The sequence below is a fragment of the Cerasicoccus maritimus genome (assembly GCA_031296935.1).
Lineage (GTDB): Bacteria > Verrucomicrobiota > Verrucomicrobiia > Opitutales > Cerasicoccaceae > Cerasicoccus > Cerasicoccus maritimus.
Genome location: JAVDPD010000002.1, coordinates 61,109 through 76,954, shown reverse-complemented (window position 1 = coordinate 76,954; position 15,846 = coordinate 61,109). Strand labels below are relative to the sequence as shown.

The window sequence follows — 15,846 nt, the reverse complement described above, 5'->3', positions numbered from 1 at the left end:
CCGATTCGCGCTGCCTCCATGCTGCGCAATTCGCGTTCCATCGTCTCACATTTGCCGGATCTACCAGTCCGCCGCCAGGCATCGCCTTGGCTAATTCTCCCAACTCAGCAAAACTACGCCCCCCCCCTCCCCACTCAACTTGCGAACTTCCCAACCTACACACCTTCGAACATCCCTCCCCCCCCCCCTCCCCAGGGGTCAGCCATCTCTTAAAATGAATCCTGACAATCCTCCCCCCACGTATTACTATCCGCTGCATGAATTCGGAAACCCAAGTCGCCATCGGCTGGAGCACGACGCCCAGCCGCGAGCTCGCCGTCGAGATCGGCCGCGCGCTCGTGGAACAACGGCTCGTCGCCTGCGCACAGGTCACCGGCCCCGTGACGTCGATCTACCAATGGCAGGGCGACCTTTGCCAAGAGGAGGAGTTTCGCCTCGTGCTGAAGTTTCCCGCCGACCACGAAGGAGCCGTCCGCAACGCGCTTGTGGCCTTGCACCCTTACGACACGCCGCAGTGGGTCGTCACCTACGCCGACACCGGATCGACCGATTACGTGGCATGGGTTCACGACAGCCAACGTGAAGACGCGCCGTAAGCCCGGCTTGACCCCGCCCCCTCCCTGTCGCATCATCAACACCATGCGCACCACCCGTTCATTGACACTGCTCGCTGCGGTTGCCGCGGCTCTACTCACCGGCTGCAAGACCGACGACTCCAGCGCCCCCCCCTCTCCGGCTCAGCTCGTGGGTGGACCGTGCACGTATGAAGAAACGCCCGGCGTCGCTGTGGTTTCTGATTCCGATGCCGAGCAAGTCCGCTTCCTCATCGATGGCCGCGTAACCCCCTATTCGCGCCAGGATTTGCCAGACTATCCTTTTGCCACTGGTGACCAATTTAACGTGATCGAAAAGCGCATCACCAAGGGCACCTGCACGCCATACATCTTGGAAATAGTCGGCCCGGTCAATAACGCGTCCACATCGTCGGCTCCTCACCCCGCCTCACAACAATCACGCTATCAGCACCCCGACCCGTCCAAGATATAGCCCAGGCTAAGGCCAGCGAAAAAGGATACAGATCCGCTTAAAAGAAACGCGTCCTGCTGGCATCCGCGTCCAATCCGCTTTCATCATCGGGTTTAAACACCACACCTCTCCGACCGCGCCAAAAGAATTCATTCTTCTTCCGCTCACTCAGGCCACGCGATAGCGATTGGCCAGCTCGGCAGCGAAGGCGTCCAGATTCAAATCCTCGGCGTTGACCACTCGGCAATCTGCTTCCGCCTCCGTCGGCAACTCCAAGTCCCGGAACTGCCCCTGGAGCAAACGTGGATATTTCGCGGGTTGGAAGAAATGCTCGCCTTCGTCCATCAGGCGACGAGCTGCGCGGAGCTCAGCCAGTGCCTGAGAGATCGTCAGAAAAACGAATTCGCAATCGCCGTAGTTGCGTAAAGTGTCGCGAGTAAACTTCGTTAGTGCCGAGCACGTGATGACGCGTAGCCGGTCGCTCGGGCGCTGGGCAATGCGCACGCCAATGCGCGCGCGCCAACTTTCGCGATCCTGTTCATTGAGCGGCTCACCGGCGCGCATCTTCGCGATGGCGACGGAGGTGTGCATCTCGTCTCCTTCCAAAACTTCCACCCGAAAATCAGCTTGGCGTTCAATCGCGTGCGCCAAAGTGGTTTTTCCGGTCAAGCAAACCCCGCCAATGATGAGTGCGGGCAGCATCAGGCCAGGAACACACGCTCCAACGCGGATTGGCTGACGTTGCCCTTTTGGTCAGTCGCGGTGATGAAGTAACGGCAGTCGCCAGCGCCCACGGGCAGCTCAAAAGTGACGTGATCCGCGGTGCGCGCGGGGCCAGTTTCCGAGGGGTACGGCTCCTGCAAGGTTGGCTTGATCGTCTTGGCCTTCTTACCTTTGCAACGCAAAGTAAGCTTCACTTCCTTGATGCCGGCAATGTCGTAAACAAAAGTATGGACCGTGGCTTCGCGCGGCGCGTCCTTGAGGCAATGGTTGCCCCAGGTCTTGCCGCCCGGGTTTTCCGGCATGACCCACGGCGCGAAAATCGTTGGGCCGGTCTTGTCGTTTTGCACGGCGGCATCGAGATCCCCGCCAAGGATATACAGCGCCTTGTTGGCGGCGTTAGTCACCTGCTGGTCCCAGTTTTGCTGCCCGGTCCAATACCAGTAGCAGCTCGTCTCAGCAGTAAACATGAGGCGCTGCGCCTCACCGAGTTTGCTGTTTCCGGGCTGAGAGTCTTCCACCGCATGCACGCAATTTTGCAGCGCGGTGAGGACGGCCCAGCTGTTCAAGTCGGGCGAATATGGCTGGTCGTAGCGGCTGAACCACTTCATGAACTGCGGGTCGCCGTTGTCGGCGCCAGCCCAGCTGCCGGGCTCCACGTGGACGGCGTTTTTCTCGTCCGGCGGGAATTGCTCAAGGTAATCCTTCACGGTGCATAATTCAAAACGCGGATCGTTCTGCAGCCACTCAACCATGCGTTGAGTGTTGTGCCCGTAGTAGCTGTCGGTGCCGCCGCCGTAGTTGTCGCCATCGCTGTGGAGCAGGAAGAACGGCGGATGCTTGGGATCGAAGGTGCCCATCTCGATCATGTGGTCGTGCAACTGGCCAAGGATCGACGGATACTGCAGCGCCCCAAAGCCGCCACGAGCATCTTCGTTACCAATATAACGTTCGGCCGGGACACCGATGATCTTGTGCTCCTTGCCGTCCGGATCGGTGTAGACGATGTATTCCGGGCGCAGCAGCGAAGCGCTGATTTTGCTGGCGGCCCAAATGTTGTTGAGCTGCTGCCAATCGTCAACTGGCGGATTGACCTGCTCAGACTCGTTGGGCGGGAGCATGCCTTCCTCAAAACCCGCGTAGGGATACTCCTGACAGGCACGGAAACGGTGGATGCTGTCGTAGATGACTGCCTTCACCCCAGCTTCGTTCAGCGCCGGAATCATGCGCACATGGAACGCCGTTTCCGGCGGGAAAAGCACATTGCTGGCTGGTTGGCCGAAGGTGGACTCGATGATGCCGCGGTGCCACTCGATTTGCTTAACGATGTTACGGCCCGGAATAAGCGCCATGAGCGGGTGAAAAAAGCCAAAGGCTGTAAAGTCGCAGCGCGGGTTACCCAGTGTGGTCTTCTCCTGCGCGACGGAGCGGAGTTGATCGGCCCAACCGGGGAAACCGCCCTTGCCGTTGAGCTGCTCGATCAGCGAACCGCTCCAGCTCGTGGAGAGGCCGGCATACGGAAGGCCACCATTGACGTAGTGGCGAATCGCGGTCGGAATAAAGCTGGAGTATGCGCCGCGGCGGGTGCCGAAAATTTCCGCCTTTTCGCCATCCCAGTAATCGGTGTTGGCGGCGTCATAGTACGGCTGGTGCATGTGCTTGTGGATGCCGTAGTAGATTTTGACCGCCTTGGCATCCTTCGTCGTCACGCGGGGGCGTGGCGCAGGCTTGACCTCAAAGCTACCAAACGCCTTGACCCACTGGTCGCCGCCCGCTTGCCGCCACTTGACCTTGCGGCAGCCTTCAAACTGCACTTCGTAGCGACCTATGCCGAGCTTACCGGCTGGGATCTCCACCGAGTAAACGCCACCAATGTCGTCGCCGGTCAGCTCCTCGCCATTGAAGACTATCTCGCCAGCAGGCCCGCGCACAATGATTTGCGGGAATGGCACGGCGCCATCGGCCGTGAAAGCTAATTCAACTGCGGGCGCGCGACGCGTTTCGGCGACAGCCTGCACGGAATCCGGGCAGGAGATGCCCTTGATCGTAGTAAAAGTGGTAATCGTGCTCATTGGACAGAACTGAAATCGGGATGAAGCTACAGCCTCAAGGCATGAAGAGGAAGCCCGGAGTTACCTGCGGACAGGTTAAATCCTCTGTAGCCTAATCGGCGCCAGTTCGAGACGCTTTAGCTCTTCCGAGCAACACGATCCGCAGCCAGCTTTTTTCGTCGGCGGACTTCAAAATAACCCATTGCGCAAAGCAAAACACCACCCATCGCATATGTCGATGGCTCCGGCAATATGATCCCTCCGGGAACGATCTCCATCATACCTGGATAAGTTGGGCTGGCCACGACCAAAGAACTGTAGGTCGCGCCCTTGTATTCGAAAGTGACGTTCCAAAGACTGTCGCCGACGGATACCGCCGAACCATCACTGTAAAGCTGAGCGAAAACAAATTGGTCCGTGCCGCCTCCAACGTCTTCCGTGCCATTCCAATTGGTGATGGAGAGCAGGCTTGTGCCAAAATCACTTGCGGCGGAATTGGTGTCGATGAAGCTGATGATGCCGCCGCCAACGTCATCGCCAAACTGAATGACGGAATCCTCGGTCATCGTGAGTGCTCGGTAGAAGGAGGCCAGGCGAACCTCGCTGTCTTCATCCGTAAAGCCGAAAGTGCCACCCTCCATTTGCAGACGAGTGCCACGGGCATTGTTATCTGAGTCCTGAATGAGATCGACGCCAGTCGGACCGTCGAGCAACATGGTGCCGCCTCGGATACCGATACCGTGTAGTCCTGCGTTATCACCTTCAATGCCTAATGTCCCACTGATGTAAACAGTGGAACTATCAGCTGCGTAAACGATCGTGCTCGAGCCAGTGGTATTAGAAATGGAAACTTCGTTGTTGAAGTAAAACTCGCCGTTTTCCAAGGCAAGATTCTTGGCCTTATTGGCAAAAGAAATGGTGCCATCGAAGGTCAGGCCACCGGTCCCGGCGTCCCAGATATTCTCATCAAAGCCAGAGTTACTGTTCTGTGCGATATCGACGTCAAACGTTACCATGTAACCACTGGAATTTACGATGGTGCTTCCGTCATTAACGATACCGTTGGTAATGTAGCTATAGCCTGTGTTGGCGTCGAAAGTGTAGCCCGTACCACCAGTGATCAGGAAAGCCGCAACGTTTTGCTCGCCACTCTTGCCCTGATCAAGGGTAACGGTATAGTCCGGGCTACCGCCAGATTCCGTGCCGAAAGTCAAAACTTGGTTTTCGGAGCCGTTGCCAGTGATCGGCACACCGCCCACGGACCAGTTGCCCGAGTTGCTGAAATTATTATTGGTCGCCCCACTCCAGGTGGAGTCTGCGCGCGCCGAATTCACCACCCACAGAGATACAGCCAGCACTGCATAACTAAAACTACTGTTAAACCCTCCCATAAGAAATATGCAGAAAGTATTAAAGCATATTTCGACTGGAAATTAACACTGCCATGACTCCCTTTCTTGTAGGGCTATAACGCCCTACCCCCTATTTACCGGGCGAAAGGAGCAACCGATCAACACTCGCTAACCACTAAATAGCAATCACTTACAACCAGCGAAAATCAAAATCCCCGGCGCGCATTATCCAACTCCGCGCAAGTAGCGTTTAAATCCTCGTGCACCTTACCAACCCATGCTTCACCCCAATAGAGATTGCAGCTGGTCTCTGCGCGAAGCAGATGCCAGTGTGCTTCGCCCAAGTGGTAGTCCACGTGTTCCGGGTTACGGGGCATCACTTGCTGACGCTGAGCCTTTACAAAATGGAGCGCACTGCTGATCTCGTGAATTCGGCTCAAAGCATCTTTTTGCTCCTGAGTGCCCTGCCACTGAGTAAAGTCATCACCGTAGTGCATCTCGGTATTCCAGGCGCCAGTCTTGACCTTAACCTTGCCGCCCACACCGTGCTCTTTAATGTAGTCCTCGATATAGGTCGGCACGATCTCACCCTTGAGACGTGCGCGGTTGAGGAACGGCTGGTAGAAGGCATGCCAGAAATTGGATTCTGCCGTGTAGTTACGGAACCAGCCCCCATTGTCGCCATCGGAAGCGGTGGTAACCAGCGGCTCAAAGTCACAGAATTTGGTACGTTCTTTGACCTCGCTGTCGAACCACTCGGGGTCCATCCCCGAGAGCTGGGCATTGGAGAGCTCTCGCTCACGGGGAATGATGATGATTTCCTCGCCCTTGTATTCGGCAACGTGTGGTCGGTAGCGCAGTTCCTGCCAGGACATCTCGCCTTCCGCAGGTTCCAGGTAAACATCGTCCACCATCACATAGCGATACCCCATGCGCTTAAGCAGAGGAATTAGCTCAACGGTGAAGCCCATTTCCGGCGGCCAAAATCCACCAAAATCTTCCCGCCAAAAGAGATGCTGAGCCAAACCTTTCCAGCGGCGAAGCTGCTCCTCCCAGTCGCACTTGGGGATCAGGGGCAGGACGGGGTGATAGTAGCCCGTCCCAAGGACCTCGAAGAGCTTGGTATTTTGCAGCTGCCAAAGCAGATCACCTACCTTGACGATGCCATAGACCTTTTCCTGAAACTCCGGCGACCCCAGCGACTCCAACAAAGTGCCGGATAGTGAAAGGTGAACTCGGGCAATATCTTCGTAGCCCCACAACGCACGGGGCATTCGGTCCATGGCAAAGAGAATTTCTTTGACTTCCCAAGGGTTCGTTTCGAGCAAATCGTCGAGATTATGAGGAGGCTGGTGAAAATTGAGAACGAGTGCGTGATGTACGGGCATGAGGGATAAACGGATGCCACATGTAATCCGCTTCTCTGCCACAGCGCAACTTGAATTTCACCGAACTGTCATAGGCAGTCTCGACATTGGGTTAATCGAAGTGCCCTAAAAAAAACGCAGCCCTCAGGGCTGCGCCGATACAACGAAATGCTGACAAGACAAGGTTTAGGAGCGGCGGCGCATAACCCCCAGGGTCAAAACGGCAGCGCCAAGAATCATCGCATAGGTGGAAGGCTCGGGAATCACAGTGCCAGTCGTTTCGATAGAAAGATTAGAGAGGTTTGCGACTATAGTGCTGCCGCCAAAATCTTCATTCCAACCATTGCCAGAGAAATCAAACATGATCTGTCCGAAAGACGTGCTGATCGGCGAAACATCATTGGTCGCCGTGCGAGTCGTCGAGGAAAGCGTCGGGCTGCTGAAGCTCAACGACATTTCATCTGTTCCGGTGCGCTCCAAGGTGAAGGTCATTGTATTGGTCACCGTTCCTAAGGTGGCATCCGTCGCGAATTTGCCCAAGTTGGAATCACCATCTTCGCTGAAAGTAATGCCGTTCGTGGTAGTAACCGGGTTGAGACGAACCTGATAATATTCTGCGCCATCGGCAAAAGCGATGTCAAAGGAGGAACCGGTGTCCGCCATGAGATTATCCAATTCAAGGCTAAGGGTAATACTCATTGTCTCGCCCACAGCCAGTTGATAGGTACTGGGCAAGTTCGCAGTAGCCGAGCTGTTCTTGGAAGTTTCAATAGCGAGAGTGCCTGCACCCGAGGAGGCTTCGCTGGCACCGCCACTATAGCTAAAAGTCAAGTCAGACACGCTGCTGACGATTGTGGTTTGTGCGCTCAAGGTCAGCGCAAAGCAGGAAGTGAGACCGAGGAGAAGTAACTTATTCATATATCTATACGGGGGTTGAAGAGTGTTGTTAGCGATACTCTATAATTAGAGCTAAAGGGGGATCAAACCCTCAGCAATGGAACCATACTCAGCCCCTCACGCCTCCGATAATTTAGACCAAGCGAGGGAGTAACTTACAACAGTTGCTGCCGTCAAAAAATCCCAATGATGCGCAGCGCAGATCAGCAAAGACACTACGTCAGTGCGGGCAAAGTCCGACCATCTATCCAGACGCCGTTGACCATTTCCATAAGCTGGCCCTGGCTGGCACCGGTCGCGCCAGAGCGGACCATCATATTGAGCAACTGCAGGCCGCGCTCGAAAAGCACCACGTTATCGCGGAAGTAACCCGCGATATTTCCGATCAGCGACGGGTCCCACATATTTACGGAAGCAAAGGCTACATCGTCAGGCACACGCACGCCAATTGCATCGAGTATTTCCACCTCGTGGTGGGTATCGCCCAGGAGCACATCGGGCTGATACTTGTCCAACCACACCCGCAGTTTTTCGATCTCCTCAGGATTATTCTTCTCGTAAATGAAAATCGGAATGCGGTTCTCAGCTGGCTTTACAAATCTCTGGCGGCAATAGACCGCACCCAGGCGTTGGTCCATGGAGAATGAATCCGGGTATTCTTCGAAAATCACACCAAAACGCTTGTAACCCAGTGAAGTCAGTTGCTTCCAAACTTTCTCAATGCTGCGGAATTCGTCATGCGTTATGATCGGACAATTCGGCTGCACCTGCGAGACGTTGATACTAACGGCGGCAAAGCGCTGGCAGAGCTCGGATATGTCGTAAGAAGTCGAGGATAATAGCGCAAAAACAATGCCCGAAACGCCCTGAGATTCCAGCCGGTAAATGAGCTTCTGCACGTTGGCAAACTCACTCATATCGATCGGTATCAACGTGTAACCTAGCGCTTTCGAAGACGCCTTGAAGCGCTTGAACTGTCTAGCCGCCACTGGCGCGTCCGCTGACTCGCTATTGTAGAGAAAACATAGATTCAGCCCCTCATCGGCGCGGCGCCCACGCCAGCGCCTCTCAATTAAAACCTGCAAGGCCGGATCCGGCCGGTAACCCAATTTCTCCGCGACTCCCTGCACATGCTTGCGGGTTTTCTCCGCCGTGCTGGGGTCATCCCGCAAGGCGCGAGACACCGTAGCCAAGCTGACGCCAGCTTCCTTCGCGACATCTCGCAGCGTGATGTGTGGCAGATTACTCAGACGAACAAAAGTTGGGTTGAAATTAATCCAGGTAGCCCAGTGAGCGCAAGAAATCATTCATGTGCTCAAAGGTTTGCTGCTGGTACTCTGGCCGATTGAAAAATCCATGCTTGGCTCCTTCAAACAGTACGAGATCGCAACGCTGACCAGCTTGTTCCATAGCAGACTGAAACTCCAGCGCCATCGGCAGCGGAGACACATTATCCTGGTCGCCAATCTCTACTAGGGTCGGCGGCAACTCGTCAACACGATGCAGCGGAGAAACGGTTTTCCATTCGGGCACTGCACTCTTCACATAGCTGTGCGCATAGCCATTGGGGCCAGTGCTTAATACCGGATTGAGCAGTATGAGTGCAGCGGGTTTGGAGCTAATTGAATGAATCTCGTGGGCTTCCTCCGGAGCATCCTCGATCGCGGTGCAGGCAGCCACATGACCACCTGCCGAACCGCCGCCAGCCAGAACTTTATTCGGATCGATGCCCAACTCACCCGCATGCATACGCACATAGCGAATTGCCGACTTGCCGTCTTTCACACAGACATCTGGTGCAACCCCATGACTACTCTTAGTACGGTACTGAGCCGAAATGCCCACAATGCCTTGCTTGGCCAATGCGCGAATATACGGGTAGAATTGGCCGGGTTTGCCCTGCTTCCACCCCCCTCCGAAAAAGAATACCACTGCAGGGCGCTGATCACTGGGCGAATGACCTGCCGGATAAGCGACGTGAAGCGTCAGGTTTTCTCCTTCAACTTCCTTGAATTCAATCAGCTCTACAGCCTGTGCAAAGACTGTCTGAGCAATAAAGAGCGTCAGAAAAAGATAAATCTGGGTATTTCTCATGGGCTATAAGCAATTAGCAAAATTGAATTTATAGCCATGCTCTCCAGCAGCAAGGTCAAGCAATTGAAACATTATACAAGAGGGCGCTTCGGTGAATCTCCCATGAGCAACAAATAGTCTATGAATAACGTTACACGCCAAGCACATTGCGCGAACAGTCAGAAGCGCCAAAATAATTACACCATAACAAGGGAAAATCCCATACATGCTGTATTGACGCAAGCAGACGCCAACTTAACCGCATGCGAAACGCCATCCCTACAGATACTTTAATCTATGTTGAACATTCTCGACTTCGGAGCCGTCGGCGACGGCAAAACGGATAATACGCGCGCTATTCAGGCCGCCCTCGATAAGGCAGGTGAATCTCGCACCACCGTGTATGTACCCGATGGGCGCTTCTGCACGGGAGCGCTGCGCATGAGGCCGTTTACCGGCCTTGTGGGCAACCCTGCTTGGGGCTTCCGTGATGTAGGTGGCTCCATTCTGGAGCTGATCGACCCGAAGGCAAACTGCCTGATCGACATCTCGCACGCTGGCGGCATCAACATCAACGGTCTCAGCCTCAACGGTGGTGAGCTCGGCGAAGGTGTCCATGGTATAAAACTCGAGCAGCCCGACTACGGTGGCTACGGCCAAGAGGCCACAATCTGCATTGAGCGCTGCCGCGTAGATGGCTTTACCGGACACGGGCTTTTCTTCAAGCGCATTTGGTGCTTCAGTGTGCGCCACTGCATGATTTCCCACAACCGTGGTGACGGCATTTGGCTGCGCGGCTGGGATGGCTTCATCATGGACAACTGGCTCACTGGCAATGGAAAAGCCGGCTTTGGCGCCTACGAAGAAAACGCCTCCGTCACCTTCACCGCCAACCGCATCGAATGGAACTACGGCCCCGGCATGACTATTGAGGGTGGCGACCACTACAACATTACCGGAAATTTCTTTGACCGATCCGGCGGCCCCGCCATCGACATCAAGGATCGTGACGGCGTGCCATCATCTCAGCTGACGCTGACGGGCAATATTTTCTACCGTAACGGCAAGCCTTCACGCTGTGGCAACCTGCCATACGACTCTTCTCATCTGCGTATTATTAAGTCACGGGGAATCGTGATTTCGAGCAATGTCGCAGAAGTTTCTGCCGATGACCCAAACTCGGAATCACGAGACGCTTCATCGCCTGACTACGGACTGGTGATCGGCGAACTAGAAAGCGCAATCATCAAAGATAATGTCTTCGACCGCGGCTATAAGAAAGAGCTTCTTGTCGACTTGGGCAAGCACGGTACCAACGTCGTCCTCAAGGATAATATTGGCTGCATCCACCCTGGCATCTGCAAAGCAGCTACTGCTTAGCGCCCGTTCCCGACCATCTGACTTTGCATTGCAGAGTTGCCCTGGGAGGAAGCTCTGCGATCCAAAGCCCACCTCATCGCAAATTCAGATGAAGCGCGGAGGTCCTGTTAATAGTATCGATGAAGGACTGCGCGCAGGAACTAACCCTCGCCAGTTTTTTTCTTTGGCGTGTATTTCTGTGGGTCGCTGACCGAGAGCTTAATATCGTCCAGCGAGAACATTTGCTCGACATGCCCATCAAAGAACACGGCATTGGCAAAACTTCCATGACGCTCGATATCAGGATGAATAGACTCACTGAACCCACGATTAATATGCCAAGCATCAGAATCCACAAACATGATGCGACGCTCAGGGAATGTCACTTCGCTTAAGCGATAATAGATGCGCTCTTTGTCATCATAATCATTTACGCGGTAGTTCGAGCGCTTAAGCTTTGAATTCGGCAGGCCTGAACTATCCCCTTGATAAGCCGGGCTTTCATTGTAGGCATACCCTAGCATCCAAAAAGTGCCACTATTGTTCCCCTCATAGCTAAGGCAGGAAAACGACCTCTTGAAGTCGTTAAGCGAGGGATAATCAACATAATCCAGGACGGTATTCACCCATTTCGAATTATCCGAACCACTATCGGAGTGATTAATTTGCGCAGCAGGTAAAATACCGTCGTTATCCGCAGTAATCGCCATCGCTGTCATATGCAATTGGCGCAAGTTGGACGTGCAACCTGCTTGATTTGCCTTTTCACGAATATTACCCACCACAGGGATTAAAATCGCAGAAAGTACTCCTACGATCGCAATTACGGTTAAGAGTTCAACGAGAGTGAATGCTGCTGGGGGGGGACGTCGCATAAGGGTAAATAAGATTATCGGTAGTATATCCCATAAGCTAAACCAATGGCAACAAAGTGGCAGTGTAACATTATCCACAAACCCATAAAGGTCGATTAAGATGGGGAAACAAAAGATCTGAACGCTTTCGTCCAGCCGATCGCTGCACTGCGCAACAGATTTACTGACATAAATATCGTTAATGCCAAGTTCGACCTTGATTTCTCTCGCGCCTGCCACAACGTGGGCCATGTAGCAAACGAGCCACAGGCTTATAAATGAGGATTTTACGGTGCTGCGCCGAAGGTTGAAATCCAGCATACAAGCCATTGGCGTAAGACTTTTCTCCTAAACTCGTTGCAATTATGGGAGCGTCGGCCTGGGAAGGCCGACGCTCCTTCTTTTCCCACCCATTTTCGCGAAGTTAACATTTCAGATGGCAAATGAGTTGATTTACGCGCAAGTCATTCTAGCCTTGGCCTCATGTCCCAAGACGAGATAACGCGCCCAATGACGCCTGGCAGTCGCAAACTGTTTGAGGCGCTGATGGATCAGACACCCGATCGTGTCTATTTTAAGGACCTGCGCAGCCGTTTCCTCGTCGTCAGCAAAGCCCTAGCGCAAAAGCACGGTTGCCAAAGCTCGGATGAATTAGTTGGCAAGACCGACTTCGATTTTTTCAACGAAGAGCACGCCAAAGACGCCTTCGAAGACGAGCGCAACATTATCCTAACCGGCAAGCCGGTGATTGGCAAAGAGGAGCGCGAAGTCTGGGGTGATGGCAGTGTCACTTGGGTTTCCACTACCAAGGTGCCACTCTTTTTGGAATCCGGGAAAATTGCTGGCATTATGGGCATCTCGCGAGATATCACCCAGCAACACCGGGCTCAGGCTGTTATTCAGCACCAGAACGATATCCTCTCGCGCGACCTGGAAAGCGCGCGCCAAGTGCAGAAGCTGATGATCCCTGGCCGTGTGCCCGACTTCGACGGTATGACTGTCGGCGTCTCTTATCGGCCAATGGAGGCTGTCGGTGGCGATATCATCGTCTTCCCGGTCACGCCCAAGAAATTCACCTTCTTCTTTGTTGGCGATGTCTGCGGACACGGTCTATCCGCTGCAATGTACACCGTCCTTGTCCGGCATTTGACTGATCAGATCGCCGCCAAATACGATGGCGACCCGTCAGAATTCATCACCAGCCTGAACAAACTGCTCATTGGTCAGTTTACGAACCGATTCATGTCCGCTGTATCCGGGCATTTCCTCTTGGAAAAATCCGGCCATCTAAGCTATGTTGCGGCCAATGCCGGCCATCCGGCGCCCATTATCTACCGTAAGCAAACGCGCACGCTCGAAACGCTCTCCTTCACCGAAAGCCTGGCAATGGGGCTGATGGACCAACCGTCTTCAGATACCGTGCACGGCGTGCTCGACACCGGAGACCGCATTTTTCTCTACACTGACGGCATCCCAGAAATTCTCGACGCATACGGCGAGCTGTCCTTCGAACAACTCATTCGCTCAACCATTCAGCTATCGCCACAGCATCAGGCTGATTCCATTACCGAGCGCGTACGCCAAATTGGCGACGAGATCACTATGGAAGACGACCTGACACTCGCCATCATTGAAGGTCCGTAACCCCTTAGCCCTTCTTGACTTAACGCGCTGCTGCGTGCATTATATTTGCTAATGAGCACGCTGGAATGGTTTTACCCTGCGCAAGAAGCAACGAATACTGACCACTGGTGGCAGGTTATTGTGGTTAGCGTGATCTGGCTGGGTCTCTATCTTGCATTTCGCCCTGAGCTTAAAGAAACGCCTGAACGCTATAACCCCAAGGTTTGGTTTGGCGAAAACAAAGAACTGATCGCTCTGGCTCTGGCTTGCCTCTTGATATCCATCACATTGGTGTCGGCGGGCATCCCAGCGCCAATCTTTCGGATGGCTGCCACGATCTTTACGCTGTGGTCACTAATTGGCTTCGCCACGTCATTTATTCGCGATCGATTCTGGGCGCAGTCCACCGCGACAATTCTCTTCCTCATCAGCGCCTTCGAAGTACTGATCATTGACGATGTCGTCATCGATTTTCTCAAAGGAAAAAACCTGCCCTTCACCGCGGGCAACATGACCCTGACCTTCTGGGACCTGATCACAGTCGCCATCTCACTGGCCATCGCCCTGTGGGTCGGCATCGGTCTCTCCCAGCTCATCGAGCGCCGTGTCGACACCATCGACCGAATCAATCCTTCCACCCGCGCGCTCATCGGTAAGTTTATCCGCATCATATTCATCGTCCTCGCGATGGTGATCGGGCTGACCTCAGTCGGCATAGACTTGTCAGCCTTAACGATCTTTGGCGGTGCCCTCGGCATTGGTCTTGGTTTTGGCCTCCAGAAAATCGTTTCCAACCTGATCAGCGGCTTCATCCTCCTGTCCGACCGCTCAATCAAACCCGGCGACGTCATTGAACTAGAAGGCACCTATGGCTGGATCAACTCCCTCCGCGCACGCTACGTATCGGTCATTACCCGGGACGGCACCGAGCACCTGATACCAAACGAAGACCTCATCACTCAGCGCGTGGTCAACTGGTCCTTCAGCCACGACCGCGTGCGTATCCGCCTTGATGTGGGCATCTCCTACAACGAAGACCCCCACCGCGCCATCGAAATCTGCAAAGCTGCTGCGGCCAAGCAAACCCGCGTGCTCAAGGATCCGCCTCCTGTTTGCTTGCTGAAAGGCTTTGGCGACAGCTCGGTGGACTTGCAACTCCGCTTCTGGATTCGCGACCCGAACGAAGGCGTCGCCAACGTACAAAGCCTGGTGCTCCTAGAGATCTGGGACCGCTTCAAGGAAGAGGGCATCGAAATTCCGTTCCCACAACGCGATCTACACCTCAAAAGCACCACCCCGATCATCGTCCAAGCCACGCCTAAGGCCCCCGACGCCGAGGACGAAACCGTATAAAACGAAACACAGGCGAGACGCCTGTGCTACATTTGAAATACCATTTGCCCAATGGCCAAAATTATGGATACAACGGCACGTTGCCTATCACTCCAGCGGAACGCTGGCTAGCAGACGAGGTCTTTGAAGTGGCTGAAGTCGGCATCGAAACCGCCTTCGCGGCCCTTGTTAATCACCGCCACCGCGTCGTGCGAGTGAAGCGACTCCAGGTGCGCGCAGGCGATTTGGAAATCACGGATGCGGCGGTCGGCGTCGAACTGCTCGTAGAGCAAGCGCGCGGCGTCTTCGACAAACTTCACGAAAGCGCCGTTCATTTCGGCAAAGGCCTGCTCGTCCTCACGCTTGACCATGACCTGCGTCTCGGTCTTGAGCGCGGCGAGGCAAAGCTGCTGCACTTCTTCGAGGCTGATCAGCTCGCCTTGGCGAACCTCCAGCGACACGCGCGCCTTACTACGCTGCGAGTGCGGGATGCCGTAGATGTTACGCGCCTCGCGGGCATGCTCGCTCAGCTCCGAGGAGCAAGGGCAGGCCGACGAGTAAACGAAATCAAAGTGGATGACCTTCCGGAATCGGTTCAAATCGTCGAGGAAACCTTCGAAGGCGACCTGATAATACTGCCAGCCTTCGAGATTGCTGCGGAGGCTCGGTTTGAGGATCGGATAGTTGAAATTCAGCTTCAGACGCGCACGGCTGCTGCCGATCTCCTGCTTGTATCGGAGGAGGATCTCTTCGAGCAGCTCAAGGTCGAATACGCGGTCCTTAAAATCGTAGAACACGCGCATGATCCGGCTCATGTTGATGCCCTTCGCGTCGGCAGCCAGAGAAACTGTGCCGGTGACCGATGTTTCCAGTGTAATCTGACGCTGGTCACCGGTCAGAAAGGAGAGCGGAAGGCGGAAATTGTTGATGCCCACCTGCATAATCGGCACATTGGCACCGTGAATATTGGCGCTATCTGCATTCTGCATATCGGGCAGGGACTCTCGATATTCCGAAGTCACCTTGAAATTTTGGTCGTAGTGAACCTGCGGCTTGGCAGGTTTGGGCGCGGCCGATTGCGGATTGATGCTGGAAAATGAATCACTCATTTTAGGTAAGGACGAACCAGACAACGTAGCACAAAACGCCTATTGCGCAACCCTCCATTTCGAGGGTTTCCACTGTCCCGCGA

The 15,846-nt window shown here is 54.4% G+C and carries 14 protein-coding genes; 5 read left to right on the top strand and 9 right to left on the bottom strand.

Annotated elements, in window-relative coordinates:
• The first annotated feature begins 257 nt into the window (after positions 1–257).
• Both cutA and RBB62_RS00860 read left to right on the top strand, forming a co-directional pair.
• Positions 258–596: a divalent-cation tolerance protein CutA gene (cutA, locus tag RBB62_RS00865; protein ID WP_309396074.1), complete on the top strand. Its 339-nt coding sequence runs from the start codon at positions 258–260 to the stop codon at positions 594–596.
• Positions 580–1,047: a hypothetical protein gene (locus RBB62_RS00860; RefSeq protein ID WP_309396072.1), complete on the top strand. Its 468-nt coding sequence runs from the start codon at positions 580–582 to the stop codon at positions 1,045–1,047. Before cutA ends, RBB62_RS00860 begins: the two co-directional genes overlap by 17 nt.
• 147 nt (positions 1,048–1,194) lie before the next feature.
• Here the strand turns inward: RBB62_RS00860 and RBB62_RS00855 are convergent, their stop codons facing one another.
• From RBB62_RS00855 to RBB62_RS00825, 7 genes are all read right to left on the bottom strand, one after another.
• Positions 1,195–1,728 (bottom strand): hypothetical protein, encoded by a 534-nt coding sequence (locus tag RBB62_RS00855; RefSeq protein WP_309396070.1) that lies wholly within the window; start codon positions 1,726–1,728, stop codon positions 1,195–1,197.
• Entirely contained in the window at positions 1,728–3,818 is a 2,091-nt protein-coding gene (locus tag RBB62_RS00850; RefSeq protein WP_309396068.1) for a hypothetical protein, read from the bottom strand. Before RBB62_RS00850 ends, RBB62_RS00855 begins: the two co-directional genes overlap by 1 nt.
• Before the next feature lie 116 nt (positions 3,819–3,934).
• Positions 3,935–5,188 (bottom strand): hypothetical protein, encoded by a 1,254-nt coding sequence (locus tag RBB62_RS00845; protein WP_309396066.1) that lies wholly within the window; start codon positions 5,186–5,188, stop codon positions 3,935–3,937.
• Between the two features lie 167 nt (positions 5,189–5,355).
• Positions 5,356–6,537, bottom strand: a complete 1,182-nt coding sequence (locus tag RBB62_RS00840) for a hypothetical protein (RefSeq protein ID WP_309396064.1) — start codon at positions 6,535–6,537, stop codon at positions 5,356–5,358.
• A 165-nt stretch (positions 6,538–6,702) separates the two neighbouring features.
• Complete coding sequence (locus RBB62_RS00835) at positions 6,703–7,434, bottom strand: PEP-CTERM sorting domain-containing protein (protein WP_309396062.1); 732 nt, start codon at positions 7,432–7,434, stop codon at positions 6,703–6,705.
• 194 nt (positions 7,435–7,628) lie between these two features.
• Positions 7,629–8,720: a LacI family DNA-binding transcriptional regulator gene (locus tag RBB62_RS00830; RefSeq protein WP_309396060.1), complete on the bottom strand. Its 1,092-nt coding sequence runs from the start codon at positions 8,718–8,720 to the stop codon at positions 7,629–7,631.
• Positions 8,686–9,507 (bottom strand): alpha/beta hydrolase, encoded by an 822-nt coding sequence (locus RBB62_RS00825; RefSeq protein WP_309396058.1) that lies wholly within the window; start codon positions 9,505–9,507, stop codon positions 8,686–8,688. The genes RBB62_RS00830 and RBB62_RS00825 overlap by 35 nt, the downstream gene beginning before the upstream one ends.
• Before the next feature lie 276 nt (positions 9,508–9,783).
• Here RBB62_RS00825 and RBB62_RS00820 point away from each other — a divergent pair, with 276 nt between their 5' ends.
• Positions 9,784–10,866: a right-handed parallel beta-helix repeat-containing protein gene (locus RBB62_RS00820; protein ID WP_309396056.1), complete on the top strand. Its 1,083-nt coding sequence runs from the start codon at positions 9,784–9,786 to the stop codon at positions 10,864–10,866.
• Between the two features lie 140 nt (positions 10,867–11,006).
• Here RBB62_RS00820 and RBB62_RS00815 read toward each other — a convergent pair whose 3' ends face one another.
• Entirely contained in the window at positions 11,007–11,951 is a 945-nt protein-coding gene (locus RBB62_RS00815) for a prepilin-type N-terminal cleavage/methylation domain-containing protein (protein ID WP_309396055.1), read from the bottom strand.
• 231 nt (positions 11,952–12,182) lie between these two features.
• Between RBB62_RS00815 and RBB62_RS00810 the strand changes: the two genes are divergently transcribed.
• Positions 12,183–13,343 carry a SpoIIE family protein phosphatase gene (locus tag RBB62_RS00810; protein ID WP_309396053.1) on the top strand — a complete coding sequence of 387 codons (1,161 nt, stop codon included), beginning with the start codon at positions 12,183–12,185 and terminating at the stop codon, positions 13,341–13,343.
• 51 nt (positions 13,344–13,394) lie between these two features.
• Positions 13,395–14,675 carry a mechanosensitive ion channel family protein gene (locus RBB62_RS00805; RefSeq protein WP_309396051.1) on the top strand — a complete coding sequence of 427 codons (1,281 nt, stop codon included), beginning with the start codon at positions 13,395–13,397 and terminating at the stop codon, positions 14,673–14,675.
• Positions 14,676–14,782: 107 nt separating this feature from the next.
• Here RBB62_RS00805 and folE2 read toward each other — a convergent pair whose 3' ends face one another.
• Positions 14,783–15,763 (bottom strand): GTP cyclohydrolase FolE2, encoded by a 981-nt coding sequence (folE2, locus tag RBB62_RS00800; RefSeq protein WP_309396049.1) that lies wholly within the window; start codon positions 15,761–15,763, stop codon positions 14,783–14,785.
• Positions 15,764–15,846 lie beyond the last annotated feature (83 nt).

Coding starts and splice junctions, on each gene's coding strand:
- cutA (WP_309396074.1), top strand. CDS start 258: ATGAATTCGGAAACCCAAGTCGCCATCGGCTGGAGCACGACGCCCAGC.
- RBB62_RS00855 (WP_309396070.1), bottom strand. CDS start 1,728: ATGCTGCCCGCACTCATCATTGGCGGGGTTTGCTTGACCGGAAAAACC.
- RBB62_RS00850 (WP_309396068.1), bottom strand. CDS start 3,818: ATGAGCACGATTACCACTTTTACTACGATCAAGGGCATCTCCTGCCCG.
- RBB62_RS00845 (WP_309396066.1), bottom strand. CDS start 5,188: ATGGGAGGGTTTAACAGTAGTTTTAGTTATGCAGTGCTGGCTGTATCT.
- RBB62_RS00840 (WP_309396064.1), bottom strand. CDS start 6,537: ATGCCCGTACATCACGCACTCGTTCTCAATTTTCACCAGCCTCCTCAT.
- RBB62_RS00835 (WP_309396062.1), bottom strand. CDS start 7,434: ATGAATAAGTTACTTCTCCTCGGTCTCACTTCCTGCTTTGCGCTGACC.
- RBB62_RS00830 (WP_309396060.1), bottom strand. CDS start 8,720: ATGATTTCTTGCGCTCACTGGGCTACCTGGATTAATTTCAACCCAACT.
- RBB62_RS00825 (WP_309396058.1), bottom strand. CDS start 9,507: ATGAGAAATACCCAGATTTATCTTTTTCTGACGCTCTTTATTGCTCAG.
- RBB62_RS00820 (WP_309396056.1), top strand. CDS start 9,784: ATGTTGAACATTCTCGACTTCGGAGCCGTCGGCGACGGCAAAACGGAT.
- RBB62_RS00815 (WP_309396055.1), bottom strand. CDS start 11,951: ATGGCCCACGTTGTGGCAGGCGCGAGAGAAATCAAGGTCGAACTTGGC.
- RBB62_RS00810 (WP_309396053.1), top strand. CDS start 12,183: ATGTCCCAAGACGAGATAACGCGCCCAATGACGCCTGGCAGTCGCAAA.
- RBB62_RS00805 (WP_309396051.1), top strand. CDS start 13,395: ATGAGCACGCTGGAATGGTTTTACCCTGCGCAAGAAGCAACGAATACT.
- folE2 (WP_309396049.1), bottom strand. CDS start 15,763: ATGAGTGATTCATTTTCCAGCATCAATCCGCAATCGGCCGCGCCCAAA.